This is a genomic window from Marinobacter sp. L-46 (assembly GCF_056859535.1).
The window spans coordinates 49,669-75,293 of the sequence record NZ_JBSXOP010000070.1 but is presented as its reverse complement, the minus strand read 5'-3'; the positions used below and the strand labels follow the sequence as shown (position 1 = coordinate 75,293).

Genomic DNA, 25,625 nt, shown 5'->3' with positions numbered 1-25,625 from the left:
CGTAGACTCGAGTCGCCCGGCCGGAGCAGACCGCATGAACCCGATTGCTCTCCTTTTGCTTACCCTTGCGATGTCCACCGATGCCTTTGCCGCCGCGATCAGCAAAGGGGCGGGCGGAGCCCTGCGAATGGGTCTTATCTTTGGGTCAATTGAAGCAGCAACACCTTTAGTCGGCTGGTTGCTTGGTAAATCGGCATCGACTTACGTTGAGGCGTGGGATCACTGGATAGCGTTTGCGCTATTGGTTGCTCTAGGGCTGCACATGCTTTATGAAGGCCTGAAACCCAGCGCTGAAGAAGTGTCGAAGCCCTCCAGACAGTCATTTCTCAAGGTTTCTTTGACAGCCATCGGCACGAGCATGGATGCCATGGCTGTAGGTATTGGCCTGGCATTTATCAACGTCAACATCTGAACTGCGGCGGCCCTGATTGGTCTGGCGACGACCGTTATGGTTACGCTTGGAGTGATGTTGGGACGGGCAATTGGATCGTTAATTGGCCAAAAGACCGAGATCTTAGACGGGCTGACACTAATCGGAGCCGGTGTTTGGATCCTGTCGAGCCATCTGTAAGGTCAAAAAATGCTACCGCACATGAAGAGCTTCGCCGCGCGTACGCATATTTTTAAGTTCAGCCTCTAGCGTATGCAAGGCTTCCTCGTTCAGCCAATTCGCCGCTTCGACGGACGCCGCCAGCGAAGAAGCGGTATCGCCGCCGAAGCGGCTGAGCACCTCGTTGACCAGACCGGCTACCAGCTGCTCACGGGCCACCTGCGGGGCATACCGGAATGCATGGCTAGCCTTGAAGCGCTTTAGCAGCTTTTTCCGATACAGCCGTTCCAACGTGGACTGCACAGTATTCACTGAAATGCCGCGCGCCACACCAATGGCAGCATGTACCTCTTTGGAGGACGCCTCCGGGACTCGCCACAGATGTACCAGCACCGCTACTTCGAGAGTGCCTAATGGTGGAATGGCAAGTTTATCAGGGGTGTCTTGAGTCACAGGTTTTCCGGCGACGGGTCGTGAGAAGATGAGCTAGAGTATAGAAGCACAAAAACCGATGATCAATCGGTTTTGTAGAGCGAGTGCGCCCTGTCTGAGGGTTTAGATCGAGGTCAGCGCCATTTCCTTTACTTCTTGACCTGAAGCAAAGAGGTCGGTAGTCTTTACTCTATTGATTAATGTAAAGGGTTCTAGTCATGCCAAAAGTCAGCTCAAAACGACAAATCACCTTGCCTGTGGATCAGTGTCGGCTGGCGGGCATTGAGCCTGGTGATGAATACGACAGCTACGTGGACAACGATGGCCACATTACCATCATCAAAAAGGTCTCAGGAGCCGCGCGCGGGATTCTCAAGGGCATCCGTGTGGATCGCCAGGTGAGTGAGGACGATTCCCGCCAAAACGGTATCGGTGCGTGATTGCCATTGATACCAATGTGCTGCTTCGTTACCTACTGCTGGACGATAAGGCTCAGTCGCATAAGGCCGTATCACTGATCACGGGCTCTGTACCCGCTCTGGTGACGGATGTCGTGTTGGTGGAGACAATGTGGGTTCTAACGGGTAAGCGCTACAAGCTTGACCGCGAGGCCATTGCTGGCGTGATCAGTGCGCTGTTTGCAGAGCCGAACATTGTCTTTGAGGATAGGCAGACTGTGTGGCGTGCTCTGAATGACTATAAGAAGGCGCGGCCGGTGAAGGTCGGTGGCAAGAAAAAGAGCGCTGACTTTCCCGACGCACTCGTTGTGAATAAAGCCATGCGCCAAGCACGCGAGTGGGGCCAAGCGTTTGAAGGCGTCTATACGTTCGACGTCGCGGCTCTGGAAATACTGGGGACGCTAAGTCCATAATTCGCCAAAATTAAAAGGTCGGCATGAGCAGCATTGACCACTACATACGCGCGGGCACCCGCGCCAATACTCGCAAAGCCTACCAAGGAGCAGTCCGCCACTTTGAGGACGAATGGGGCGGGTTTCTGCCGGCCACGGCCGACAGTGTTGCACGTTACCTGGTTGACCACGCGCGCGCTCATTCACTAAACACCCTGCGCCAACGACTGGCGGGTCTGGCGGCCTGGCACCTTGAGCAAGGTTTTCCCGATCCTACCAAAGCACCGCATGTTAAAAAGGTGCTCAAGGGCATTGCCGAACTGCACCCTGCCCCAGAAAAGCGGGCCAGACCCCTCCAGTTGGTGCAGCTGACGGCCATCGTATCGCACCTGGACCAGCAGATTGCTCGACAAGATACACACCGGTTGCCATTGCAACCGCTTCGCAACAAAGCACTTATGCTGATCGGTTTTTGGCGGGCCTTTCGCAGCGACGAGTTGGGGCGGCTCCATGCGGAGCATATTCAGGTGGAGCCTGGCTCGGGCATGGAGATTTACCTGCCCCGCACCAAAAGCGACCGCTCCGGGCAAGGGCGTTACTTCAAAGCGCCGGCCCTCAGGCAACTGTGTCCTGTAGAAGCCTATTTGGAATGGACTAACGCGGCACAGATCAAGCAAGGGCCGGTATTTCGGGCCATTAACCGTTGGGGCCAACTTGCGAATGAAGCTCTGCATCCGAACAGTATCATCACCATCGTCAGATCCTGTTGCCAAGCGGCAGGCATAGAGGGCTCAGACGCTTTCAGCAGCCACTCTTTGCGCCGAGGGTTTGCGAGCTGGGCCAATGGCCAGCGCTGGGACACAAAGTCTTTGATGGAGTATGTGGGATGGCGAGACGTTCATTCCGCAATGCGCTACATCGATGCACCTGACCCGTTCGCCCAGCATCGGATAGAGCAGAGCCTGGAAGGCCATCAGGCCGCTCCTTCTTTGGCGCAATCGACACTGCTGGAGGTGACCCTTCGGTTGGAGCGCTATAACAGCCAAGTGCGCAGCATAAAGAAAGTCCGTGAGCTTATCGAGCGCGTGTGCTTTGCCAACTGGGCCATGGCCAGGCTCAATGAGCAAGGAACGCAGTATCACATCACAATCACACATGACAGCCCGGAGCACCTTGATGAGGTTCTGGATGAGCTGCTCGCGCAAATGCACGCCTTAGCCAATGACCACCAGTGCATGCTCGAGGCGACAATCATGAATCCTGCCACTGGGACGACGTGGGACTAACTGGAGCGAGCGTGAGCCATGAGCAGCCTGCACGAAACAGCCTACCCGCGGCTGAAATCCGAAATCACCGAAAAAGAGCTGCAAGAATCCTATACGCCGTCCGACACTGAGCAGCTCTGGGGTCGACTGGCCAAAACACCGGTGGCCCGATTGGGTCTGTTGCTTCATCTTAAGCTCTTTCAGCGCCTGGGCTATTTTCAGTCCCTCGCGGCGGTGCCACGGGAAATCATTGAGCATGTCGGTCTCCAGTGTCAGTTTAGAAAGCTTCCGACCCAAACGCAGCTCCTACAGTACGACCGATCCGGGGCCAAGCACCGACACCTGAGGCAGATCCGGACCTACCTGGATGTTAAGCCCTTGGCGGGCACCGACAATAAGTGGCTTTACGAGATTGCTCTGGATGCGGCGGAAACCAAGGAAATGCTTGCGGACATCGTGAACGTCATGCTCGAAGAGTTGGTGCGCCATCGTTTTGAGTTGCCGGGTTTCACCGTTCTGAAACGTACGGCACGGCGTGCACGGAACCACGTGAACGAGCGCTGCTTTAGCGCCATCACCTCCCAGCTTACTGACGAGGCGAAGCAGAAGATTAATGAGCTGCTCTCACCGAACGGCCAGACCTACAGTGCCTGGCATATTCTCAAACGCGAACCGAAGCGCCCCGGCAACAAGGAGGTGCGTAGCTATCTTCAGCATGTGCACTGGCTGCAGACGCTTGGCGAAGAGATGCCTGCGATCAAGTTACCTATCGTCAAACACCGGCAGCTGGCGTTGGAGGCGCGTGCGCTGAACGCGACCGAGATGGCCGACCTGAAATTCAATAAACGTTATGCATTGGCGGTCATCCTGACGCGCAATCAACACAGCAAGGCGCTTGATGATGTGGCCGAACTGCTCATCCGTATGGTTCGCGCCATGGAAAGTCACGCCCAGGCGGCGTTACAGCAATACCTCCTGGACCACCAAAAACACGTTGATCGGTTGATAGAGACCTTTAAGGATGTGCTGACAGCCTACGAACAAGACACCTCTCAGCAACAGCGCTTGTCCTCGATTGAGGACATCATTGGCGAAAACAGCGGTACGCTGATCGACCGCTGCAACGAGCACATGGCTTATTCCGGCAACAATTACTTTCCCTTTATGCTCGCACCCTATCGCCAGAAGCGGGCACTCTTGTTCAATTGCCTTACCATTTTGGAACTCAAATCCACTTCCAACGATACCAGCTCAAACGCGTTGCTTACGCTCTTTCGCTCTCTGCAGCCGAGCCGTGCAGAGTACATTAAAATCGCGGCTGCCAGCGACACCATGGGCGAAACCTTTGACCCCGGCTGGATGCCGGAGAAGTGGCGAAAGTTGGTGCTCATTAAGTCCGAACAGTCGGGTGACTATGATCTATTGCACCGCAAGTACCTGGAGTTGTGGATACTGATCCATATCAAACAGGAGCTGTCATCGGGCGATCTTCACATACCACACAGTGCCCAATTTGATGATTATCGGGAGCAACTGATTGATGATGAGACACTCGATGCGGAGCTTGAGGAGTACGCCCAGCAGGTGGAGTTACCGCTGAGCGAGCCCAAGGCATTTTGCGTCCATCTGAAAGACCTGCTTACAGAGGCCTCCCGGAGGGTAGATGAACGGTTCCCGAAAAACCTGCACGCGGACATCCAAAATGGGCGACTGGTGTTACGCCGACACAAGGCTGAACTACCCACCAGTGAATTGAAAAAGCTCGACGAGCTCATCACCCAAACTCTTCCGCAGACCAGCATCATCGATGTATTAACCGATACCGAAAAGTGGCTCAATTTACACGGCAACTTCACGCCCTTGTCGGGCAACGAGTCTCGCCTGAACGAAGCCCAGAAGCGATTCATCACAACCCTGTTCTGCTATGGATGCAACCTGGGGCCCACACAGACAGCGCGTTCCATCAAAGGCATCAGCTCGCGGCAAGTAGCCTGGCTCAACCTCAAACACGCAACCGAGGAACGACTGGATAAAGCCATCGTTCAGGTGGTGAACGCCTACAACAAGTTCGACTTGCCAAAATACTGGGGTACCGGCCGCCACGTCTCGGCAGACGGTACCAAGTGGGATCTTTATGAGCAGAATCTGCTCTCCGAATACCACATCCGCTATGGGGGCTACGGCGGCATTGGTTACTATCACGTATCCGACACCTACATTGCGCTGTTTAGCCATTTTATTCCCTGCGGGGTGTACGAAGCCGTTTACATCCTCGACGGGCTGATGAGTAATAAGTCCGACATCCAGCCCGATACACTGCACGGTGATACTCAGGCGCAGAGCTACCCTGTGTTCGGGTTGGCCTATCTGCTGGGCATTAATCTGATGCCGCGCATCCGCAACATCCAAGACCTGACGCTGTGCCGACCCGATAAGCGATACCGTTACCAAAATATCGATTCACTGTTTACAGGGCACGTGAATTTCAAGTTGATCGAAACCCATTTGCGCGACATGCTCCGAGTCGCCGTCTCTATCAAGAAAGGGCAGATTACCGCTTCCACAATCCTTCGCCGTCTCGGAACTTACAGCCGTAAAAACAAGCTGTATTTCGCTTTCCGAGAGCTCGGGAAAGTGGTTCGAACGCTGTTCTTACTGCGGTACATTGATGAAATTGAACTGCGCGAGACCATCCATTCAGCTACTAACAAGAGTGAAGAATTTAACAACTTTACCAAGTGGTTGTTTTTCGGTGGGCAGGGGATCATTGCGGAGAATATCCGGCACGAGCAGCGCAAGGTCGTCAAATACAATCAGCTGGTAGCCAACATGGTCATACTGCACAACGTCGAACAGATGACGCAGGCATTAAAAACATTTGCCGACGACGGGCAAGGCCTCACCAAGGAGGTTTTGGGCGGGCTATCGCCGTACCGCACGGCCCATATCAACCGCTTTGGCGACTACACCCTGGATTTGAGACGCAAGGTCCAACCCCTGAATTTTAACGCCAAGATCATAAGTTAGCCCGATAATGGTGGTGCTTAATGCCAGATAACGAACACCCCCGGATATTCCCTTTAAATTCAGACACTTAGGGTTGATTTGGCGGATTTTTCCAGGATACCGTCGGACCCTCAAAGCAGCGCTGGATGGCGTGGCCGAGCGCTTTGGCAAGCTGAACGTTATGGTGAGCAATGCCGGTATCTCCGGTGCCAACAAGCCGACCCACGAAGTGACCGAGGCAGAATGGGACAAGGTTCAGGATATCAACGTAAAGGGTGTGTTTTTCTGCACCAAGCACTCGGTTCCGCACATGCTGAAAGCCGGAGGCGGCAGCATCGTCAACCTGTCCTCCATTTATGGCCTGGTAGGGGCGCCGGACGCACCGCCATACCATGCCTCCAAGGGTGCGGTGCGGCTGATGTCCAAGACTGACGCCATGATCTACGCCAAAGACCGAATCCGGGTGAACTCTGTACACCCCGGCTTTATCTGGACACCGATGGTAGAGGGCCACATGAAAACCACCGGAGTGGATCCGGAAGAGGCCAGGGACGCCACCGCCGCCCTGCACCCGCTGGGCCATATGGGCGAGCCGGATGATATCGCCTGGGGTGTGGTTTACCTGGCGTCAGATGAATCCAAGTTTGTAACCGGCAGCGAGCTGGTGATCGACGGTGGCTACACCGCACACTGACGGCTTGAGGCCAGCCCATGACACTTGCTGCCTATTCCATGCGGGCCCTGCCAGACCAGTTGTCGGGGCTTATCTCCCTGGCACTGGACCTGCGCTGGACCTGGCATCACGGCGGTGATCAGTTATGGCGGGCCCTGGACGAAGAAGCCTGGGAAGCCACCCATAATGCCTGGCTGGTGCTCAACGGGGTTGCAGTGGAGCACCTGCAGGCGTTATCCCAGGATCCGGATTTCCTGACTCTCTATCAGGAGCAGGTCAGCCGGCACGAAGAGTTTACCCGGGCTGCGACCTGGTATTCGGATTCCTGCAATAACAAACTCGATGGCGGAATCGCCTGGTTCTGCATGGAATATGGTGTTTCCGAATCCCTGCCTCTCTACAGTGGCGGGCTCGGAGTACTCGCTGGCGATTTCCTCAAAGCTTCCAGTGACCTCGGTGTTCCGGTGATGGCTGTGGGCCTGCTGTATCAGCAAGGATACTTCCGCCAAGCCCTGAACACGGCAGGTGAACAGATCGAATTCCATCCCTACAACGATCCCACCATGTTGCCGGTATCGCCCTTACGGGACAGCAACGGCGAATGGGCGAGGGTAACCGTACCTTTTCCGGGCCGGGAGGTTCGGCTTCGGGGCTGGAAAGGCCAGGTGGGGCGTTGCGAGCTCCTGCTGCTGGACAGTAACGACCCCCGCAACGAACCCGGCGACCGGGGTATCACCAGTGAACTTTACAGTGGCGACCCGGAAAAGCGTCTGCAACAGGAAATGGTTCTGGGCATCGGAGGCTGGCGTTTGCTGGAGCTTCTGGATCGGAAACCGGCACTTTGCCACATTAACGAAGGCCACAGCGCCCTGGCCCTGGTAGAGCGGGCCCACCAGTGGCAACGCAGCCAGCAAACTGATTTCGAAGTCGCCCGCGTTGCCACCCGGGCCACTAACCTGTTCACCACCCACACATCCGTGGCCGCCGGATTCGACCGTTTTCCCCGCGCACTGGCGGCCCTGTACCTGGAACCCTGGCTGTCCGGGCAGGGCAACCGCCTGGATAACCTGCTGGGCATCGCCAATGGCGGCACATCAGACCTAAATATGGCGGGGCTGGCCTTGGGTATGAGCGGCCGCTTCAACGGTGTCAGCCGGATACACCAAAAGGTGACCCAGACCATCTTCCAGCCCTGGTTTGGTCGCTGGCCCACGCCGGATATCCCTGCAGACTACGTGACCAACGGAATCCATACCCCGAGCTGGGATTCTCCGGAATCCGACCAGCTCTGGACTCGCGCCCGTGGCAAGGACCGCTGGCGCCAGCCAATGCTCGAACCGGAACCCATGTGCGACGTTGATGACCTATCTATCTGGGAAATGCGCCGCAGTCAGCGCCGCCGGTTGGTGGGCTATCTGCGCAAACGCCTGCACGCACAACATTGCGAACATAACTACGGAAACAACCCGGACGCCGCCTGCGGCCTGTTGCTGGATGCAGAAAACCTGACACTGGGTTTCGCACGGCGGTTCACGGCCTACAAACGCCCGGACCTGTTGCTGAAAGACCCGGAAAGGCTCGTCCGGTTACTGACCACCCGTGACCGGCCGTTGCAGATCGTGCTGGCTGGCAAGGCACACCCGAAGGACAAGGTTGGCAAGGAACTGATCCGGCGCTGGAAAGCCTTTTCGCAGCGCCCGGAAGTGGAAGGCAAAGTAGTGTTCATTGAAGACTACGACCTTGCCGTGGCCGGCCAGCTGATTCAGGGCGTTGACGTGTGGTTAAACACCCCGAGCCACCCCTGGGAAGCCTGTGGCACCAGTGGCATGAAAGTTCTGGTGAACGGCGGGCTCAACCTTTCCCAGTTTGATGGCTGGTGGGCGGAAGCCTGGAACAATCAGGTTGGCTGGGCGATACGGCCCGGGGCCAGTTTTGAAGAACTGGCACTGGATGGCAGCCATGACGACTCAGATGCCCGGGAACTTTATGAACTGCTGGAACAGCAGGTGATTCCAGAATTCTACCACCTGGATGACAAGGGCTTGCCCGGTACCTGGCTGCAACGCATCCGTGCCAGTATGGACCAGCTGACCGCCCGCTATTCGGCAAACCGCATGGTGCGGGAGTATGTTTCCGACTTTTACCTGCCGATGGTGACCCAGGGTAACGAACGCACCCCGGAAATCGCGGCCGAGCTGGTTGCCAACCGAAAGAACGTCTGCCGGCACTGGCCAAAACTTCGGTTTGGTGAACTGACCGAACAGACGGGCGACAACAGCCAGACCTTTTCACTCTGTGTTTACCTGGACGGCCTGGGCCATGAACAACTGGCGGTGGAACTGGTGGCGGAAGCGTCGGAGTTCGGGCCAAGACTGGTGCAACCCATGGCTATGGAGCATGCACTGGAGGGGTCAGAAGACAGCTATCTCTACCGGGCAACCGTGCCCCCGCGCCCGGCAGGCCACTTCACCCCGAGAATCCGGGTAAAGGATGCCCGCCTGAACCTGCCGCTGGAAGACAGCCACATCCTTTGGTACCGATAGAATCAGCCGCGCCAGAATCCCGGTGACAACACAATCACCACGCTGAGAATCTCCAGGCGGCCCATCAGCATACCCACCGAAAGAATCCACTTGGCGGCATCCGGCAGCGGGCCGAAGTTACCGGCAGGGCCGATAATGTCGCCCAGTCCAGGCCCAACGTTGGTGAGCGATGTCAGCGCGCCCGACAGCGAAGTGACAAAATCCAGCTGCAGGGAAGCCAGCAGCACTGTAATGATCAGCAGGCACAGCAGGAAAATAAAGGTATAGGCAATCATCGAGGAGATAATCTCGTCGCTGACCGCCCGGCCGTTGTAATTCCGGGTAAACACCGCGCGGGGGTGCAACAGGCGCATCAGCTGCTCCCGCAGGATGATCAGAGACAGCTGGAAGCGGAAAATCTTCATACCGCCGGCCGTAGAGCCGGAACAACCGCCGACAAACATCAGGAAGAAGAAGGCGACGAACGCCAGCGGGCCCCAGGCTGAATAGTCTTCGGAGGCGTAACCGGAGGTACTCACCACCGAGGTAACGTTGAACAGCGTGGAAACATAGTTATGGAAGGGGTCGAATGCTACCGGCGATACCCACCAGCGGTGCAGCGTGAGCAACAGCGGCACCACCAGCAGAATCGCCAGGAACAGGCGTACCTGTTGATCCTTGAACAGCACAAAGTGCTGGCCGTGCATTTCCCGCACAAACAGGAAGAACGGCAAGCTGCCGAGCATCATAAAGAAAGTCGCTTCCATAAGGATCAAGTCGTTGAACTTGCCCATGGACATATCGGAGGTAGAAAAGCCGCCGGTAGCGATACTGGTCAAACCGTGGTTGAACGCATCAAACAAGCCCATACCGGATAACCAATAGGTCGTTACTGCGATGACCGTGAATACCAAATAAACGAACAGAAGGCCACGGCTGAGGGTTTTCATCCGGGGCAGGGCCTTGTCAGTCCACTCCGAGGATTCGGTCGCAAACAGGCGCATTCCGCCCACCCGCAGGAACGGCAGAACGGCAACGAACATACCGATAATCCCGATGCCACCGAGCCATTGCAGAATGGAACGCCAGAGCAGCAGGTCCCGGTCAAAGTTATCCAGCCCGCTGAACACGGTAGCGCCCGTGGTGGTAATGCCGGAGGTGCCTTCAAACACCGCATCGGCAGCAGAAATACCGTTATCGCTCAGATAAAAAGGCAGGGACGAGAGCAGGGCGATAATAAACCAGCTGGATACGGTCAGAACAAACATGTATCGGGGCTTGAGCTCCCGATTATTGTTGCGGGTAAGCAGGATACCCAGAATACCCAGCACACAGACAATCGCAGCAGACTCTGCAAACGCCATAGCATTAGGCGCGCCAGAGGGAGTTCCAGCCAGGAGAAACACCGGTAACGTCATGAAAGCACTCAAAAGTACAAACATCACGCTGACAATAAAAATAACAGGATTTAGATTTCTCAAGGTGCGCCCGTACCAGCTGACAGTGAGAGGCCGTCAGGATACCCGCGGTGCCCTGTATCCGCAAGGTAACAGCCCGCGTGGCGCAGGATTACCGGCAAATTAAAACACTGTAAATTCCGGGTAAATGCGGAACCTTACTATGGCCAGTGCCGTTGAGTTGGTGCAAATTGATAACAGGAGTGCAACACAGCTCCGTTTTCCACCAAGGAGAAACGCTATGACTATCAAAAAGAATGTTCTGATTGCGTCTGTGGCTACTGCCGGCATCGCCATGGCTGGCGCCGCGTCGGCCCAGGATATGTACAAATCTGGCGTTGGCGGTTTGTATGCGGGTGGAAATTACACCTTTATGAACGCAGATTTTGACGGTGTTGGTGATGCCGATGTTGGCACGCTGTCTGGCAAAGTGGGTGTGATGGCCACCGAATACTTTGGCCTGGAAGCGCGCGCGGGCTTTGGTGTTGATGACGATACCGTTCGTGGTGTCGATGTGGAGCTGGATAACTTCTTTGGCGGCTACGCCACCTTTAACATGGTGAACGAGAGCCCGATTACGCCATATGGTGTACTGGGTTTCACCGCATCGAGGCCCAGGCCGGCAATGTTGAGGATGACGATTCCGACTTCTCTTACGGCGCTGGCGTCAACTTCGCCTTCGCCCCGAACCTGTCCGCGAACCTGGAGTACATGCGTTACTACGATGATAACGATGTAACCGTGGACGGCCTGGGCATCGGCATGCAGGTCAATTTCTAACCCCGCGCCCAACGGCTCAAAGCCCGCCGGAAGCCTCTTCCCGCGGGCTTTTTCATGCTCAGCCGTTTATAAAGGATCCGAGTAACAACACCCCGCCATAGCCCAGCGTATAGGCGGCCAGCAAATGCAGGGCATAGCGCATGTAGGTGCCAAAGGTGAGTCCCTGAATCTTGCTCATGGCGACAATGCCTGCGGCAGAGCCTATCACCAGCAAAGAACCACCCACGCCCACGGCGTAGGTAAGCCCCATCCATTCTGCAGGGCTCATATCAATCCCGGATTTCAGCAACGCAGCGGTCAACGGAACGTTGTCGATAATCGCCGAGAAAATGCCCATCAGATAATTGGCGTAGACCGGCGGCAGTACGTCATAGATGGCAACCAGCGAATCCAGCGCGTGGATTTCCTTGAGCATACCCACCAGCAACAGAATACCGAGGAAAAACAGCAGGGTTTCGAACTCGATCACGCGGATGTATTCCAGGATCGGGTCCAGGTCTTCGTTGCTGCTCATGAACCGGGACACCAAGAACATGATAGAAAGACCGAACAAAAAGGTAAGAACCGGCGGGATGCCAAACAGGGCATTTCCACTGATGGTTCCGATAATGGTCGCCAGGAACAGAATCGCGATAATCACATCAACCTTTCGCACTTCATTGGAGCTGGCTTGCAGCGTCACCGTTCCGGACAGCCCGCCGGAGAGGAACACCGCCAGGATAAACACCGTGATCGAAGCCGGAATGGCCAGCGTCAGCAATGTCAGAATCTCTACCTTGTCGGCCAGGAAGATCATCAGCGTGGTTACATCGCCGGTAATCAGCGAGACACCACCGGAGTTCACCGCAAACACTACCAGAACAATAAATTGCAGGCGTTTCTTGAGTTCAAGGTTCAGGGACAGGATCAGTGAGCAGGAAACGAGGGTAGCGGTGATATTGTCCGCCAGCGACGAAAACACAAAACAGAACAGCCCGGTGAGAAACAGCAACCGGCGTTCCGTCACTTTGCGTGGCATGATCAGATAGATCATGTTCTCGATCATGCCTTTCTTGTTCAGGTAAGCCACGAAGGTCATGGCCGCCACCAGGAACAACCAGAGCCCGGCAATCTCGGCAATACTTTCAGACAGCCCGGCAGAGACCGCGGCAGTTTCATCCGGGCTGGAACTGAAAAGAAACAGCACCACCCAACTCAGGGTGCCAAAAAACAGGGTCGTCTTTGCCTTATTAACGTGGATGACTTCTTCGAAAATCACGCCAAGAAGCGCAAGTACCGCAACCGCAATCAGAACAGCATCAAGAACAGGCATATTAGGATCCTGAACCGCAGAAAAGGAATAGCTGCCCCTGAATGAGCCGCCGGGAAAGTCGTTGGCGATTCTAAACCTGTATGGCGCTTATCACAAAGTGTAAGTGGGCAGATCCCTATACTACATTTAACATAATATACATTATACGCAGTACGGTATGGGGGGTATCTGCTCAAACAGGTAAGCCCTTCATGTCGTCAGAATGGCAAACACAGGCCCCGCCGTATTTCACAGAAATGCCTCTAAAGCCTCAATCAAGCCCTGGTGGGGATTCTGCACACGCAGCCGGCCACTTTCCAACTCTGTGGTAACGGTAAAGCGCAGGACAACCTGGCCGGCCATCACAATCTGCACGGGCTGGCCGAGGTTTGCCCTGGTCATTTCGTGGAGCTCAGTTCGGCCCTGGTCGTCGAGAACAATCCATAGAAGCCCGTCTTCCGAGATTGACGCTTTCTCTACCCGTTCGACGGGCACAGAAAACTCGACGACCGCAGGTTGTTCATCCCATAGCGTCTCTGCACCTGAAGGAAACGCAAACAGGCACACCGAGAACACAGCGGCGGTTACCAATCCCGATAAGCCGTTTTTTGTATCCATAACTTGCTGAAACTCCATTTTCGTCGCATCAACTGAAGCAGAGAGAGATTGCTGATGCGCCGAAACGCTTGAGAGTTACTGCATGAAGAGTTGGCGATAACTCACTGAATTGTATAAACTCTCAATATGTCCAATATTTAGGAGTATTGGACATTTCAGGCTTCCCGACCGTACAACACACTTCGCAAACAAGGCTGCCCAGATGAACGCCAGGCCCGGATTTCCCGGTTTTCCGCTGTTTGACACCGCTGATCTCATCCACGAACAGGCCGAGCTTGCGCTGTATCCGGATCTGCGTGCAGCGCTGGATGCGGTGCCCATCAACCCGGACAAAGCCCGTCAGGACTTCTACACCGCCCGCCGCTTCCTCGAAAAGTACAGCGATGTTTCCGGCACATACAACCGTTTTCGAAGCGAAATCCAGCGTTTTCTCAACTACACCTGGCTGATTGCCCGCCGTCACCTTGCCCAGGCAGACAGCGACCTGATCACAGGCTACTTTGCCTTTTTGAAAACCCCTCCGGCTCCCTGGATATCCCGTGGGATCTATCCGGCATTTGTCTCACAGGCGGACCTGCGTCGTTCCAATCCGGACTGGCGACCCATGGCGCTTCGATCCAAAGCCGTACAGGCGCCCTACTCTGTTACCCAGGCCAGCCTGAACGCCAGCCGCACGGCACTGCAGACCTTCTTCAAATACCTGGTGGCCCATGATTATCTGCCCAAAAATCCACTGATTGATGTCCGCAAGCGGGACCGGAACGCCAAACCCAACCTGAATCAGGACCGGGACGCCGAAGTGCGGCGGCTGACAGACTGGCAATGGTCGTTCCTGCTGGAAACCCTCACCGAACTGGCGGACAGCAACCCGAAATTCGAGCGTAACCTGTTTGTGATCGTCACCATGAAAAGCCTGTTTCTGCGGGTCAGCGAACTGGCACCGCGACCAGTGGACCGGAACCAGGTGCGTACCCCCTGCTTTGGTGATTTCCGCCGAACCATTGTCGATGGCGAACCCTACTGGGTGTACTCGGTGTTCGGTAAAGGAGACAAAACCCGGCAAGTTACCCTGCCAGACGCCTACCTGGATTACCTGAAGCGCTGGCGAGGTCATCTGGGCCTGCCTTCTCCGTTGCCGGTGCCCGGAGAATCCACGCCCATTCTGCCCTCAGCCAAGGGCGATGCCATCGGCAAGCGCCAGGTGCAACGGATCTACGAACAAGCCATGGTCGCCACCGCGGACCGTATGGAGCGTGAAGGGTTCATGGACGAAGCCAGGCAAATGCTGGCGATTCGCTCCGAAACCCATTACCTGCGCCACACCGGTGCCAGCCAGGCCATCGAGGCCGGCGCGGATATCCGCCACATCAGTGAAGAGCTCGGCCACGCCAATGCCACCTTCACGGAATCCGTCTACGTAAACTCGGAACAGGCCCGCAGGCGAACAGAAGGCCGTCGCCGGCGGGTGTAACTGCTGGTTCTGTTAAACGATGCCTAGCGAATGGTTTACCCCGTCACGAATTTCGCGGTAGCGCTCAGCATCGTTGGCAAGGATTTCCAGGTTATCTTCCGGAAAGATTGCTTTTAGCTTGCTCCTGGCTTCCTCTGTGTTTAACCGCGCGGGCATCAGCTGTTCCAGTGCGCGCAACATCACTTCCGGCGAAACCGAGGCTCCGGGCGATGCGCCCAGCAAGGTGCCATAGGTCTTGTCGCTGGACACGATAATCTCCGTGCCCATCTGCAGGTCGCCATCTTTAATGATCTGTACCCGCTGCCCGGCTTCCACGGCTTGCCAGTTGAACTTGTCACCGAGCCCGGGGGCGAATTTCTCCAGCGAATCCAGCATGCTCTGCTCGCCTTTGAAGGTCTCGGAGACCAGGTATTTCACCAGCGGGAAGTTCTCCATGGCCACGCTCAACAGGCCCGGAATGTCATGCAGGCGCATGGAGCGGAGGTAATCAACAAAGCCCCGTCCTTTCTCAAGAACCGGCTTAAACGAGGCAAACGGCCCGAATAACAGGTAATGCTGGCCATTGGCCACCCGCAGATCCAGGTGCGGAACAGACATCGGGGGGGCGCCCACTTCTGCCCGGCCATAGGTTTTGGCGCGGTATTGGTCAGCCTGCTCCGGCGTAACCGGCGCCTGCAGGAAACGGCCACCCACCGGGAAGCCGGCGAAACGCCTGGCAAACGGCAAATGGCTCCGTTTCAGGAGCGGGAAGGCGCCACCGCCGGCGCCAACAAACAGTACGTCAGCTTTATATTGGGTGGACGTGCCGTTGCGCTCGGTTTCCAGCACCCAGCTGCCGGCGGGGCTGCGGTGTGCCCGCTTTACGTGTACACCGTACTCAATGGCCACGCCCAAATCCCGGTCAGCGTACGCAGCCATTTGTTCTGTCAGAGAGCCGAAGTTCACATCCGTGCCGGTTTCAATCACCGTGGCAGCCATCTTTTCATGGCGCGGCCGGCCTTCCATGGTGAAAGGGATCCAGCTTTTTATCTCATCAAAATCATCGGAATACCGCATACTTTCGAAGAAATGATGGCCAGACATTTCCTTGTGCCGAAGCGCCAGCTCTTCAATGAAGGATTCCGAGACCAGGGTGCAGTGCTTGGTCTGGTTGATGAACGTAGAGGGGTCTTTAATGGCACCCTTTTCTACCAGGTACGCCCAGAATTGCTTGGCCACGTTAAACTGGGCGTGGATCTTCAGGGCCTTTTCAACGGAGATAACCTCACCGTCTACCGGGGTGTAATTCAGCTCACAGTTGGCTTCGTGACCGGTACCAGCGTTGTTGAACACCCAGGAGTTCCCTGCCCCCGGGCCATCCAGCCGTTCCAGTATGGTGATATCCAGCTCGGGTGCCAGTTCCTTTGCCAGTGTGGCAAGGGTGACACCCATAATGCCTGCGCCGATAACAATTACCTTCATAGCCTGTGCCCGCCCGAGTCGGTTGTAGGAGTTTGCTCATCAAAGCCTTTTGGCCAGTGTACTCCTACTGCTGCATGTGCTCTACATCCTCACGGGCATCACGCAAAAAGGACTCCACGGTTTCTCCGGGCAGCAGCAACTGCTGTTCTATCATCGAATCCCGCCAGTCAGACTCTGCAAAGATGCATCGGTATTCGTTCGGGAACTCTACATAAAGGCGTTTGAAATACTCCCTTGCCCGCACCTTGTTCGGCTCTTTGCGGCGGGATTCCAGTACAGCCATGTTGTACAGCGCCCCGGCCCTGACCTGGTCCGGCTGGCTATCATCTTTGTAAATCCGTTCAAGGCGGCTGAGCACTTCATTCACACCGGTCAGCCGGTATTCCCTGAGGATCTCTGTGGCGGATTCCATCACCCGGTCTTCGCCGTGCCGGCAGGGTGAGTTGGCATGGTCCTGCACATATTGATCGATGGCCCGCTCTACTTCATGGCGGTGTTTGTGGTCCTGCTTCTGTTCATACACAAAGCCGGTACCCACGCCGGTGGCGATGGTGCCGGGCATACAGCCGGCTACCAGCCCGGCCAAGGCCAGGGACCCGGCAACGCCGAACGCCCTGAGAGATTTCATCTGTGTCATCTGGTCATCCCTGATGGTCTGGAATACGTAGGTTACAACCGACGAATGTCGGGTAACATACGATAACGGTCATATCGTACCGGTACCGTGACCCCTGTATTAAAACCGAAAAGGAGTAATCGAATGGCAAATACCAAAGCATACGCCGCCACTGCGCCGGATTCCGGCCTGGCCCCCTACGCCATTGACCGCCGGGAGCTGCGTGCCGACGACGTAGCCATCGAAATCGACTACTGCGGTGTCTGCCACAGCGATCTCCACACCGTCGAGAACGATTGGGGCGGCTCGAAGTATCCGGTTATTCCCGGGCACGAGATTGTGGGCCGGGTAACCGCCGTAGGTCCGGATGTAAAAGCCTACAAAGAGGGTGACCTGGTGGGCGTGGGCTGTATGGTAGACAGCTGCCGTACCTGTTCCGCCTGCGAATCCGGGCTGGAGCAATATTGCGATGAAGGCTCTACCATGACCTATGGCAGCCTGGACCGGCACGATGGCACCGTTACCCACGGTGGATACTCGGAGAGAATCGTGGTCAGCGAACGCTTTGTGGTTCGCGTGCCAGAGAAACTCGACCCGGCTGCCGCGGCACCGATTCTGTGTGCGGGCATCACCACCTACTCGCCCCTGAAGTACTTCAACGTCGGCAAGGGCCACAAGGTCGGCGTTCTGGGCATGGGCGGCCTTGGCCACATGGGTGTGAAATTCGCCAAGGCGCTGGGCGCGGAAGTGACTATCTTCACCCGCTCCGAGGCCAAGGTAGCGGAAGCGAAGAAACAGGGCGCAGACCGTGTGATCATCTCTACCGATGAGGCGCAGATGAAGGCAGCGGCCAACTCCTTCGACTTCCTGCTCGACACCATTCCGGTGGCCCACGACCTGAACCCCTACCTGAAATGCCTGAAGCACGATGGCACCCATATTCTGGTGGGCCTGCTGACGCCGGTTGAGCCAGCGCTGCAAGCCGGGCTGCTGGTTACCAAGCGCCGGGTGATTGCCGGTTCCCTGATCGGTGGCATGCCGGAAACCCAGGAGGTGCTGGATTTCTGTGCCGAGCACGACATCACCTGTGATATCGAGATGCTGGACATCCGCAACATCAATGAAGCCTACGAGCGCATGAAAAAAGGCGACGTGAAGTACCGTTTCGTGATTGATATGAAGACGCTCAAACAGGGCTGATCAGCCCGCCGAAAGCGCCCGGGCGGGAAATATCCTGCCCGGGCGGTCTTTGACAATCCGCTAATAACCAATCCGGTTGCAAAGGGTTAGCATGGGTCTATTGTTATCGACTCTGACCCTGGACAAGCCGAATGACCTTTGCACGCATTGCCGGAACCGGCTCCTACCTGCCGGACAACATTGTGACCAACAAGGACCTGGAACAGCGGGTAGACACCTCTGACCAGTGGATCCGTGAACGCACCGGCATCGAACAACGCCATATCGCCCTGCCCGGCCAGACCACCGTAGACCTTGCCGAACAGGCTGCCCTGAGGGCCATTGAAGCCGCGGGCATCGATGCCAAAGACATCGACCTGATTGTGTTTGCCACTACCACGCCCGACAAGGTCTTCCCCAGCTGTGCCTGTATTCTGCAGGCCCGCCTTGGCATCGAGGGCTGCCCCGCGTTCGATATCCAGGCCGTGTGCAGCGGCTTTGTGTATGCCCTCGCCACTGCGGAAAAGTTCATCCGTACCGGCTCCAGCAAAAAGGCGCTGGTGATTGGAGCCGAGGTATTCTCCCGCATTCTCAACTGGGACGATCGGGGCACCTGCGTATTGTTCGGCGATGGTGCCGGCGCGGTAATTCTCGAGGCCAGCGAAGAAACCGGCATTTTGTCTACACACCTGCACGCCGATGGCCGCTATGAAGAGTTGCTGCACGTGCCCTGCGGTGTCGCCAACGACTTCGATGCGGTAAAGGCCGGCAAGGCGTTTGTAGAGATGAAGGGTAACGAAGTGTTCAAGGTGGCGGTAAACACCCTGGGCAGGATCGTCGATGAAACCCTCGAAGCCAATCAGATGGAGAAATCCGACATTGACTGGCTGGTGCCGCACCAGGCCAACCTGCGGATTATTTCCGCAACCGCCCGCAAGCTCGGTATGTCGATGGACCAGGTTGTGGTCACCGTTAACCGCCATGGCAACACCTCGGCCGCCTCTGTGCCCCTGGCGCTGGATGAAGCCGTTCGGGATGGTCGCATTCAGCGGGGCCAGGTGGTGTTGCTGGAAGCGTTTGGCGGTGGCTTTACCTGGGGTTCCGCCCTGTTGAAGTACTGACGCATATTCCCTTAAGTGCTTTTATTATTTATTTTTAGTATTTTTAGTTCTTAGAAACCTTTGCTAGATTGCTCCTCAGATTCACTGATTCCAATCTGAGGAGCTTTCCATGAAACACCTGCTAAAAGGATTTGCACTGGGCGCTGCCCTGCTCTCCGCCCAACCAGCCCTTGCCGCTGACCGGGAGCTACTCAATACCTCTTACGATATTGCCCGCGAGCTGTTCGCCGCCTACAACGTGGAATTCAAGAAGCACTGGCAGGAAAAGACCGGTGAAACCCTTGAAGTTAACCAGTCCCACGCCGGTTCGTCCAAGCAGGCCCAGGCCATCATTCAGGGCCTGAAAGCCGATGTAGCTACCTTCAATCAGGTAACAGACATCGACATCCTGCACGAACGCGGCAACCTGATCCCCGAAAACTGGGCCGAGCGCCTGCCCAACAACAGCTCCCCTTACTATTCCACCATGGCGTTCCTGGTTCGCAAGGACAACCCGAAGAACATCCAGAACTGGGATGACCTGGTTCGCGAAGACGTGGCCCTGGTAATGCCGAACCCGAAAACCTCCGGTAACGGCCGTTACACCTACCTGGCCGCGCTGGGTTATGCCCAGGACACATTCGGCGACGATCAGGACAAGGTTGACCAGTTCCTGGCGGATTTCCTGGGCCAGGTACGGGTATTCGACAGCGGCGGCCGTGGAGCCACCACCACCTTCGTTGAGCGTGGCATTGGCGATGCGCTGCTGACCTTTGAATCCGAAGTACTCAACCTGGCCGACCGTCTGGGCGATGAGTACGAAGTGGTCACCCCCAACGTGAGCTTCCTGGCCGAGTTCCCGGTCACCTGGGTTGATGACTACGTAAGGCAGAACGGCACCGAAGAACTGGCGAAGGAATACCTGACCCATCTGTATTCTGAAGAATCCCAGCGCCTGCTGGCCGGCTTTAACTACCGGGTTCACAATGAGGTTGTGAAAGCCGAGAACGCCGACCGCTTCAAGGAGCTCAAGCTCAAGTCCATCGATGAAATCGCCGGTGGCTGGGAAAACGCCATGAAGGTTCACTTCACCAGTGGCGGCAAACTCGACCAGCTGCAGCGTCGGCGGTAAGAGGCGAGCATGTCGGTATCCGCTCAAGCAGGCGCCGCCCCCGTGCGGCGCTTTGCCGGTCGAAGCAAACGGGTGTTACCGGGGTTTGGTCTGAGCCTCGGTATTTCCCTGTTCTTTGTCAGCCTCGTGTTGCTGCTGCCCCTGACCGGGCTGGTCGTGGAAACCTCCGGCATGACCTGGGATCAGTTCGTATTCACCATCACCGATCCCCGGGTGATCGAATCCTACAAGGTGACTCTCTGGACTGCGCTGGCAGCCTCGTTGTTCAACGGCCTGTTCGGGTTGCTCCTGGCCTGGGTGCTGGTGCGCTATGAATTCCCCGGCAAGCGGCTGATCGATGCGGTTGTCGACCTGCCCTTCGCCCTGCCCACGGCGGTTGCCGGCATCACCCTGGCTACCCTGTTCGCACAGAACGGCTGGTATGGCCAGGCGCTGGCAAAAGCCGGTATTGAGGTTGCCTTTACCCCGCTGGGTATCGTGGTCGCCATGGCCTTCACCAGCATTCCGTTTGTGGTGCGCACCGTTCAACCGGTTCTGGAAGAGCTATCTCCGGCCGATGAAGAGGCCGCTGTCAGCCTTGGCGCCTCGGATTCCCGGGTTTTCCGGAAAGTGATTTTCCCGCCCCTGTGGCCAGCCCTGGTGACCGGCATTGCCTTGTCCTTCACCCGCAGCCTGGGTGAGTTCGGCGCCATTATCTTTATTGCCGGCAACACCCCCTATGTCAGCGAAGTGACCAGCCTGATGATCTTCGTGCGCCTGCAGGAATACGACTACGCCTCAGCCAGTGCCATTGCCTCTATGGTCTTGTTGGTCTCCCTGGTGCTGCTGTTCGCCATCAACTTGTGGCAAGGCCGGTATCTGCGCCGGCTGGAGGGTCGATAGATGTCGGCGGAACAGCACAGAGTCGGTGACCAGCCCTGGGTTCGCCGAAGCCTGATCGGCCTCGCGGTGAGCCTGACCGTGATTCTGCTGGTCATTCCGGTGGTGGTGATCTTTACCGAAGCACTGAGTGCCGGCTGGAGCACCTTCAGCGATAACATTCTGGACGAATACAGCCTGCACGCTATCGGGCTGACGCTGCTGGTGGCCCTGCTGACGGTGCCGCTGAACCTGGTGTTCGGTACCGCACTGGCCTGGGCCGTTACCCGGTTCCGCTTTCCCGGCCGCAAACTGCTGATCACCCTGATTGATATTCCGTTTGCCGTGTCTCCGGTGGTGGCCGGTTTGCTTTACCTGCTGCTGTATGGACGCAACGGCTGGCTGGGTGGCTGGCTGAGCAGCCACGATGTTCAGCTGATGTTTGCCTGGCCCGGCATTGTCATGGTCACGGTGTTTGTGACCTGCCCGTTCGTGGCCCGGGAACTCATTCCGCTGATGCAGCAACAAGGCAGTGAAGAGGAAGAAGCCGGCGTGGTTCTGGGCGCCTCCGGCTGGCGGATTTTCCGCAAGATCACCCTGCCCAACATCAAATGGGCATTGATTTACGGCGTGGTGCTCACCAACGCCCGGGCCGTGGGCGAGTTTGGTGCGGTGTCTGTGGTGTCCGGCAATGTTCGCGGACAAACCAATACCTTACCGCTGCATGTTGAACTGCTTTATCAGGATTACAACGTGGCCGGCGCGTTTGCCGCGGCCTCGCTGCTGGCGGCTATCGCCATACTGACACTGATCGCCAAGGCCATTGTGGAATGGCGACAGTCCCGAATTGAACACCCGGCGCCGAAAACAGGAGGTGCATGATATGAGCATCACAATCGATCGCATCAAGAAATCTTTCGGCAAGTTCCAGGCCCTGAACGATGTCTCGCTGGATATACCGGAAGGCAAGCTGACCGCCCTGCTCGGGCCATCCGGTTCCGGCAAGACCACGTTGCTACGGATTATTGCCGGGCTGGAATCGTCGGATTCCGGCCGGGTGCTGTTTGGTGGTGATGATGTCAGTAACCTGCACGTTCGGGACAGAAACATCGGTTTTGTTTTCCAGCACTACGCCCTGTTCAAGCACCTGACGGTCGCCCAGAACATCGCCTTCGGCCTGGAATCCCTGCCCCGCAGGAGCCGGCCCTCGAAGCAGGAAATCAACGCACGGGTAGCGAAACTGCTGGAAATGATTCAGCTGCCACAGCTGGCAGACCGCTATCCGGCCCAGTTGTCCGGTGGCCAGAAGCAGCGGGTCGCGCTGGCGCGGGCCCTGGCTACCAAGCCACGCATCCTGCTGCTGGACGAACCGTTCGGCGCGCTGGACGCCAAGGTACGTAAGGATCTGCGCCGCTGGCTGCGTGCCTTGCACGATGAATTCCACTTCACCAGTATCTTTGTAACCCACGATCAGGAAGAAGCGCTGGAACTGTCTGACCAGGTGGTCGTAATGAGTCAGGGCAAGGTGGAGCAGGTCAACAGTCCGACTGGCCTGTATGCTCGCCCCGAAAGTCGCTTTGTGTTCGACTTCCTGGGCCACGTAAACGTGCTGTCCGGTGTGGTGAAAGGCCAGAGCCTGGTGCAGGGCAACGCACGGATAGCCCTGCCAGGAGTGGTGAATAACCAGGAGGCCCAGTTGTACCTTCGTTCCCACGAAGTGCAGCTGGCCAAGGCCCCGGTGGCCCACGCCCGCTTACCGCTGCGGATTGAAGCCATCAGCCTGATTGGTTCGGAGGTGCGTATCGAGCTGGCTCCGGAAGGCTGGGAAAGCAATGAAATCTGGGAAGTCGGCATGAGCCATGGCGAGTTTGCCCGCCATAACCCCACCCGGGGCGAGTTGTGGTACGCCATCCCTGCGGTGGGCCATCTGTTTGCCGGAGACAGCGCCCAGCCGGAAACCGTCGACTGGCACAATACTGCCCACGCCAGCGCTGCCAATATGTGAGCGTTCCGGCCATCGGATCTGATTGAAACAGTCTTTTGGTTCCGGCGTCAGCCGGTTATAGTCGTGTCATATAAAAACAAACGTCCAGGAAGCAGTCTCCATGACACGACGCCGGAAACAGCAGCACAAATCCCCTTCGGTTATTATCATCGGCACCGGTTTTGGTGGCATTGGCATGGCCATCCAGCTGCAGAAAGCGGGTATCCGCGACATTACCCTGCTGGAAAAAGCGGGGGCCGTGGGCGGAACCTGGCGGGACAACACCTACCCCGGTGCCGCCTGCGACGTGCAATCGCACCTGTATTCCTACTCGTTTGAGCCCAAACACGACTGGACCCGGAAATTCGGCACCCAGCCCGAGATTCTGGATTACATCGAATCCTGCGTTCCCAAACACAACCTCGAGCCCCTGATCCGCTTCAACCAGACGGTGGAATCCGCCGAGTTTGACGAACAGACCAACCAATGGCAGATAACCACCGGCGCCGGCGACACTTTCCGGGCCGATGTACTGATCACCGCAACCGGTCAGCTTAACCGCCCTGCCATGCCGGATATTCCCGGCCTGGAGGATTTCGGCGGTGAGAGTTTCCATTCCGCCCGCTGGAACCACGACATCAACCTGGAGGGCAAACGGGTTGCCGTCATCGGCACCGGCGCGAGCGCCATCCAGTTTGTGCCGGAAATCACCGCGAAGGCGGCCCATTTGGACCTTTACCAGCGCTCTGCCGCGTGGGTGCTGCCCAAACCGGACAAAACCTTCACCCCGCTGGAACAAACACTGTTCGCAAAGCTGCCCCTGTGGGACCGGCTGTATCGCGGGATGATTTACCTGAAGAACGAAGTGCGCGCCCTGGCGTTCACCCGTTTCTCGGGATTACTCAAGTTCTTTGCCAATCGCGCCCGCAACGAAGCGCGCCGCTGGGTAACTGACCCGGGCAAGCTCGCCGAATTGATTCCGGAATACCGGATTGGCTGCAAGCGCATCCTGATTTCCAACGACTGGTACCGGGCCGTAAACGAGCCCCACGTGAACCTGATCACCGGTGGCATCACCCGGTTTGACGAAACGGGCGTGGTGTCGGAAACCGGTGAACACCGGCCTGCGGATGTGATCATTTTCGGCACCGGCTTCCGGGCCACCGAATTCCTGTCGCCCATCCACATTACCGGTCGCAACGGCGTGTCCCTGAACGAGGCCTGGGCCAATGGCAGCAAGGCATTCAAAGGCATCACCGTAAGCGGATTTCCGAACCTGTTCATGTTGTATGGCCCCAACACCAACCTGGCCCATAACTCTATTCTGTACATGCTGGAATCCCAGTTCCGCTACGTGTTGAGCGCGCTCAGGGCGCTGTCCCGCTATCCGGGGCAGGCAATGGATGTGCGGGAAGACCGCCAGAGCCGTTACAGCCAGGTGGTACAAAGAGGGCTGGACGGCAGCGTGTGGGAGGCCGGCTGTACCTCCTGGTACCTGGATGAGCACGGTCGCAACACTGTGAACTGGCCAGGCTTTACCTTCAGTTACCGCTTTGCCACACGGTTTGTCGATACAGCCGACTATCAGTTCCTGAAACCCCGCTCCGAAAACGCCTGACTCCCGTTCAAGCCGGTGCCCTGCGTGGCTTGAACTTATCGCTAATTCATAGGATGATTGGTTCATCATATGGAGGGATGATCCACAATGCTCAAACCGATCCGAAAAGGCTCCCTGGTGGAAACGGCCATTGAAAGCCTTCGTCAGAATATTGAAAGCGGTGAATGGCCAGTAGGTACTCGCTTACCTGTAGAAGCAGAGCTTTCGGAGGCTCTGGGCATCAGCCGTAATACCATCCGGGAAGCGGTCCGGGTGCTTGTTCACGTTGGCATGCTGGAAACCCGTCAGGGCGACGGTACCTACGTAAGGGCTAATCGGGATGCCGGAGAGACTCTCCGGCGCATTGCCCGCAGCAAACTGGCGGAGCAGATAGAGGTTCGGATCATGCTGGAAACCGAAGCGGCCAGGCTCGCCGCCGGGCGGAGAACCGAGCAGGACCTGAAGGCCATGACCAGTGCCCTGGACGCACGGGCTGCCGCCGGAGAGCGGGTTTCCGAGCGCATACTGCACGACGAGCACTTTCACCACGCGCTGGTACGGGCGTCCGGCAATTCGGCACTGATTGAGCTCTACGACTACTTTTCCCATGCCGTCAGCCAGACTATTGAACAGACAGAAACCGACTCGGAGCTTCCGGAACCCACCCAGGAAGACCATGAACTGCTGCTGGCGGCTATCCGCCGTAAAGATGCAGCCAAGGCTGAAGCGCTGTCCCGCGCCCTGCTCACCCCAAGCCTGAAAGCCCTGACCGGGGAGGATTAA

22 protein-coding genes and 2 pseudogenes are annotated in these 25,625 nt (G+C 57.0%); 18 read left to right on the top strand and 6 right to left on the bottom strand.

From position 1 onward, the window contains the following. The first annotated feature begins 34 nt into the window (after positions 1–34). A pseudogene (locus tag AC13DJ_RS11175) lies at positions 35–571 on the top strand (manganese efflux pump MntP). Positions 572–583: 12 nt separating this feature from the next. Here the strand turns inward: AC13DJ_RS11175 and AC13DJ_RS11170 are convergent. Continuing rightward, positions 584–1,003 (bottom strand): BlaI/MecI/CopY family transcriptional regulator, encoded by a 420-nt coding sequence (locus AC13DJ_RS11170; RefSeq protein WP_050898225.1) that lies wholly within the window; start codon positions 1,001–1,003, stop codon positions 584–586. 197 nt (positions 1,004–1,200) lie between these two features. On the opposite strand from AC13DJ_RS11170, the gene AC13DJ_RS11165 reads away from it, so the two are divergent. The 6 genes from AC13DJ_RS11165 (at position 1,201) to glgP (ending at position 9,319) form a co-directional block, all read left to right on the top strand. Then, the gene (locus AC13DJ_RS11165; protein WP_008169731.1) at positions 1,201–1,422 is read left to right on the top strand and encodes an AbrB/MazE/SpoVT family DNA-binding domain-containing protein; all 222 of its coding nucleotides are present in this window, start codon (positions 1,201–1,203) and stop codon (positions 1,420–1,422) included. Next, the gene (locus AC13DJ_RS11160; RefSeq protein ID WP_123889262.1) at positions 1,419–1,853 is read left to right on the top strand and encodes a PIN domain-containing protein; all 435 of its coding nucleotides are present in this window, start codon (positions 1,419–1,421) and stop codon (positions 1,851–1,853) included. The genes AC13DJ_RS11165 and AC13DJ_RS11160 overlap by 4 nt, the downstream gene beginning before the upstream one ends. Positions 1,854–1,876: 23 nt before the next feature. Beyond that, complete coding sequence (locus AC13DJ_RS11155) at positions 1,877–3,118, top strand: site-specific integrase (protein WP_008169727.1); 1,242 nt, start codon at positions 1,877–1,879, stop codon at positions 3,116–3,118. An 18-nt stretch (positions 3,119–3,136) separates the two neighbouring features. Beyond that, positions 3,137–6,124, top strand: a complete 2,988-nt coding sequence (locus tag AC13DJ_RS11150) for a Tn3 family transposase (RefSeq protein ID WP_123889261.1) — start codon at positions 3,137–3,139, stop codon at positions 6,122–6,124. 73 nt (positions 6,125–6,197) lie between these two features. Further along, positions 6,198–6,797, top strand: a complete 600-nt coding sequence (locus tag AC13DJ_RS11145; RefSeq protein ID WP_482933644.1) for an SDR family NAD(P)-dependent oxidoreductase — start codon at positions 6,198–6,200, stop codon at positions 6,795–6,797. 17 nt (positions 6,798–6,814) lie between these two features. Further along, positions 6,815–9,319, top strand: a complete 2,505-nt coding sequence (glgP, locus tag AC13DJ_RS11140) for an alpha-glucan family phosphorylase (protein ID WP_482933645.1) — start codon at positions 6,815–6,817, stop codon at positions 9,317–9,319. A 2-nt stretch (positions 9,320–9,321) separates the two neighbouring features. On the opposite strand, the gene AC13DJ_RS11135 is transcribed toward glgP, so the two are convergent. Beyond that, positions 9,322–10,740: a TrkH family potassium uptake protein gene (locus AC13DJ_RS11135; protein WP_036219095.1), complete on the bottom strand. Its 1,419-nt coding sequence runs from the start codon at positions 10,738–10,740 to the stop codon at positions 9,322–9,324. Positions 10,741–10,903: 163 nt separating this feature from the next. Here AC13DJ_RS11135 and AC13DJ_RS11130 point away from each other — a divergent pair. Both AC13DJ_RS11130 and AC13DJ_RS11125 read left to right on the top strand, forming a co-directional pair. Continuing rightward, positions 10,904–11,305: pseudogene (locus AC13DJ_RS11130) on the top strand (outer membrane beta-barrel protein); the annotation flags it as partial. A gap of 32 nt (positions 11,306–11,337) precedes the next feature. After that, positions 11,338–11,535, top strand: coding sequence for an outer membrane protein (locus AC13DJ_RS11125; RefSeq protein WP_482936979.1), 198 nt, complete (start codon positions 11,338–11,340; stop codon positions 11,533–11,535). A 58-nt stretch (positions 11,536–11,593) separates the two neighbouring features. Here AC13DJ_RS11125 and nhaD read toward each other — a convergent pair whose 3' ends face one another. Both nhaD and AC13DJ_RS11115 read right to left on the bottom strand, forming a co-directional pair. Further along, positions 11,594–12,847, bottom strand: coding sequence for a sodium:proton antiporter NhaD (gene nhaD, locus AC13DJ_RS11120; RefSeq protein WP_482933646.1), 1,254 nt, complete (start codon positions 12,845–12,847; stop codon positions 11,594–11,596). Positions 12,848–13,075: 228 nt separating this feature from the next. Continuing rightward, positions 13,076–13,462: a hypothetical protein gene (locus AC13DJ_RS11115; protein ID WP_482933647.1), complete on the bottom strand. Its 387-nt coding sequence runs from the start codon at positions 13,460–13,462 to the stop codon at positions 13,076–13,078. Between the two features lie 184 nt (positions 13,463–13,646). Here AC13DJ_RS11115 and AC13DJ_RS11110 point away from each other — a divergent pair, with 184 nt between their 5' ends. Then, positions 13,647–14,915, top strand: a complete 1,269-nt coding sequence (locus AC13DJ_RS11110) for a tyrosine-type recombinase/integrase (RefSeq protein ID WP_482933648.1) — start codon at positions 13,647–13,649, stop codon at positions 14,913–14,915. A gap of 12 nt (positions 14,916–14,927) precedes the next feature. Here AC13DJ_RS11110 and AC13DJ_RS11105 read toward each other — a convergent pair whose 3' ends face one another. Beyond that, positions 14,928–16,376, bottom strand: coding sequence for a malate:quinone oxidoreductase (locus AC13DJ_RS11105; protein ID WP_482933649.1), 1,449 nt, complete (start codon positions 16,374–16,376; stop codon positions 14,928–14,930). A gap of 64 nt (positions 16,377–16,440) precedes the next feature. Then, positions 16,441–17,013 (bottom strand): hypothetical protein, encoded by a 573-nt coding sequence (locus tag AC13DJ_RS11100; protein WP_094625131.1) that lies wholly within the window; start codon positions 17,011–17,013, stop codon positions 16,441–16,443. Between the two features lie 123 nt (positions 17,014–17,136). Between AC13DJ_RS11100 and AC13DJ_RS11095 the strand changes: the two genes are divergently transcribed. From AC13DJ_RS11095 to AC13DJ_RS11060, 8 genes are all read left to right on the top strand, one after another. Further along, positions 17,137–18,192 (top strand): NAD(P)-dependent alcohol dehydrogenase, encoded by a 1,056-nt coding sequence (locus AC13DJ_RS11095; RefSeq protein ID WP_482933650.1) that lies wholly within the window; start codon positions 17,137–17,139, stop codon positions 18,190–18,192. Between the two features lie 131 nt (positions 18,193–18,323). Then, positions 18,324–19,292, top strand: coding sequence for a beta-ketoacyl-ACP synthase III (locus tag AC13DJ_RS11090; protein WP_058340948.1), 969 nt, complete (start codon positions 18,324–18,326; stop codon positions 19,290–19,292). 109 nt (positions 19,293–19,401) lie between these two features. Then, positions 19,402–20,403 (top strand): thiosulfate ABC transporter substrate-binding protein CysP, encoded by a 1,002-nt coding sequence (gene cysP, locus AC13DJ_RS11085; protein ID WP_482933651.1) that lies wholly within the window; start codon positions 19,402–19,404, stop codon positions 20,401–20,403. 9 nt (positions 20,404–20,412) lie between these two features. Beyond that, positions 20,413–21,285 carry a sulfate ABC transporter permease subunit CysT gene (cysT, locus tag AC13DJ_RS11080; protein ID WP_474540746.1) on the top strand — a complete coding sequence of 291 codons (873 nt, stop codon included), beginning with the start codon at positions 20,413–20,415 and terminating at the stop codon, positions 21,283–21,285. Then, a complete protein-coding gene (gene cysW, locus AC13DJ_RS11075; RefSeq protein ID WP_058340951.1) occupies positions 21,286–22,143 on the top strand; it encodes a sulfate ABC transporter permease subunit CysW in 858 nt (285 codons plus the stop codon). A gap of 1 nt (position 22,144) precedes the next feature. Beyond that, positions 22,145–23,266: a sulfate/molybdate ABC transporter ATP-binding protein gene (locus AC13DJ_RS11070; RefSeq protein WP_474540747.1), complete on the top strand. Its 1,122-nt coding sequence runs from the start codon at positions 22,145–22,147 to the stop codon at positions 23,264–23,266. A gap of 100 nt (positions 23,267–23,366) precedes the next feature. Beyond that, positions 23,367–24,863, top strand: coding sequence for a flavin-containing monooxygenase (locus tag AC13DJ_RS11065; protein WP_474540748.1), 1,497 nt, complete (start codon positions 23,367–23,369; stop codon positions 24,861–24,863). Between the two features lie 87 nt (positions 24,864–24,950). Next, positions 24,951–25,625: a FadR/GntR family transcriptional regulator gene (locus AC13DJ_RS11060; RefSeq protein ID WP_474540749.1), complete on the top strand. Its 675-nt coding sequence runs from the start codon at positions 24,951–24,953 to the stop codon at positions 25,623–25,625.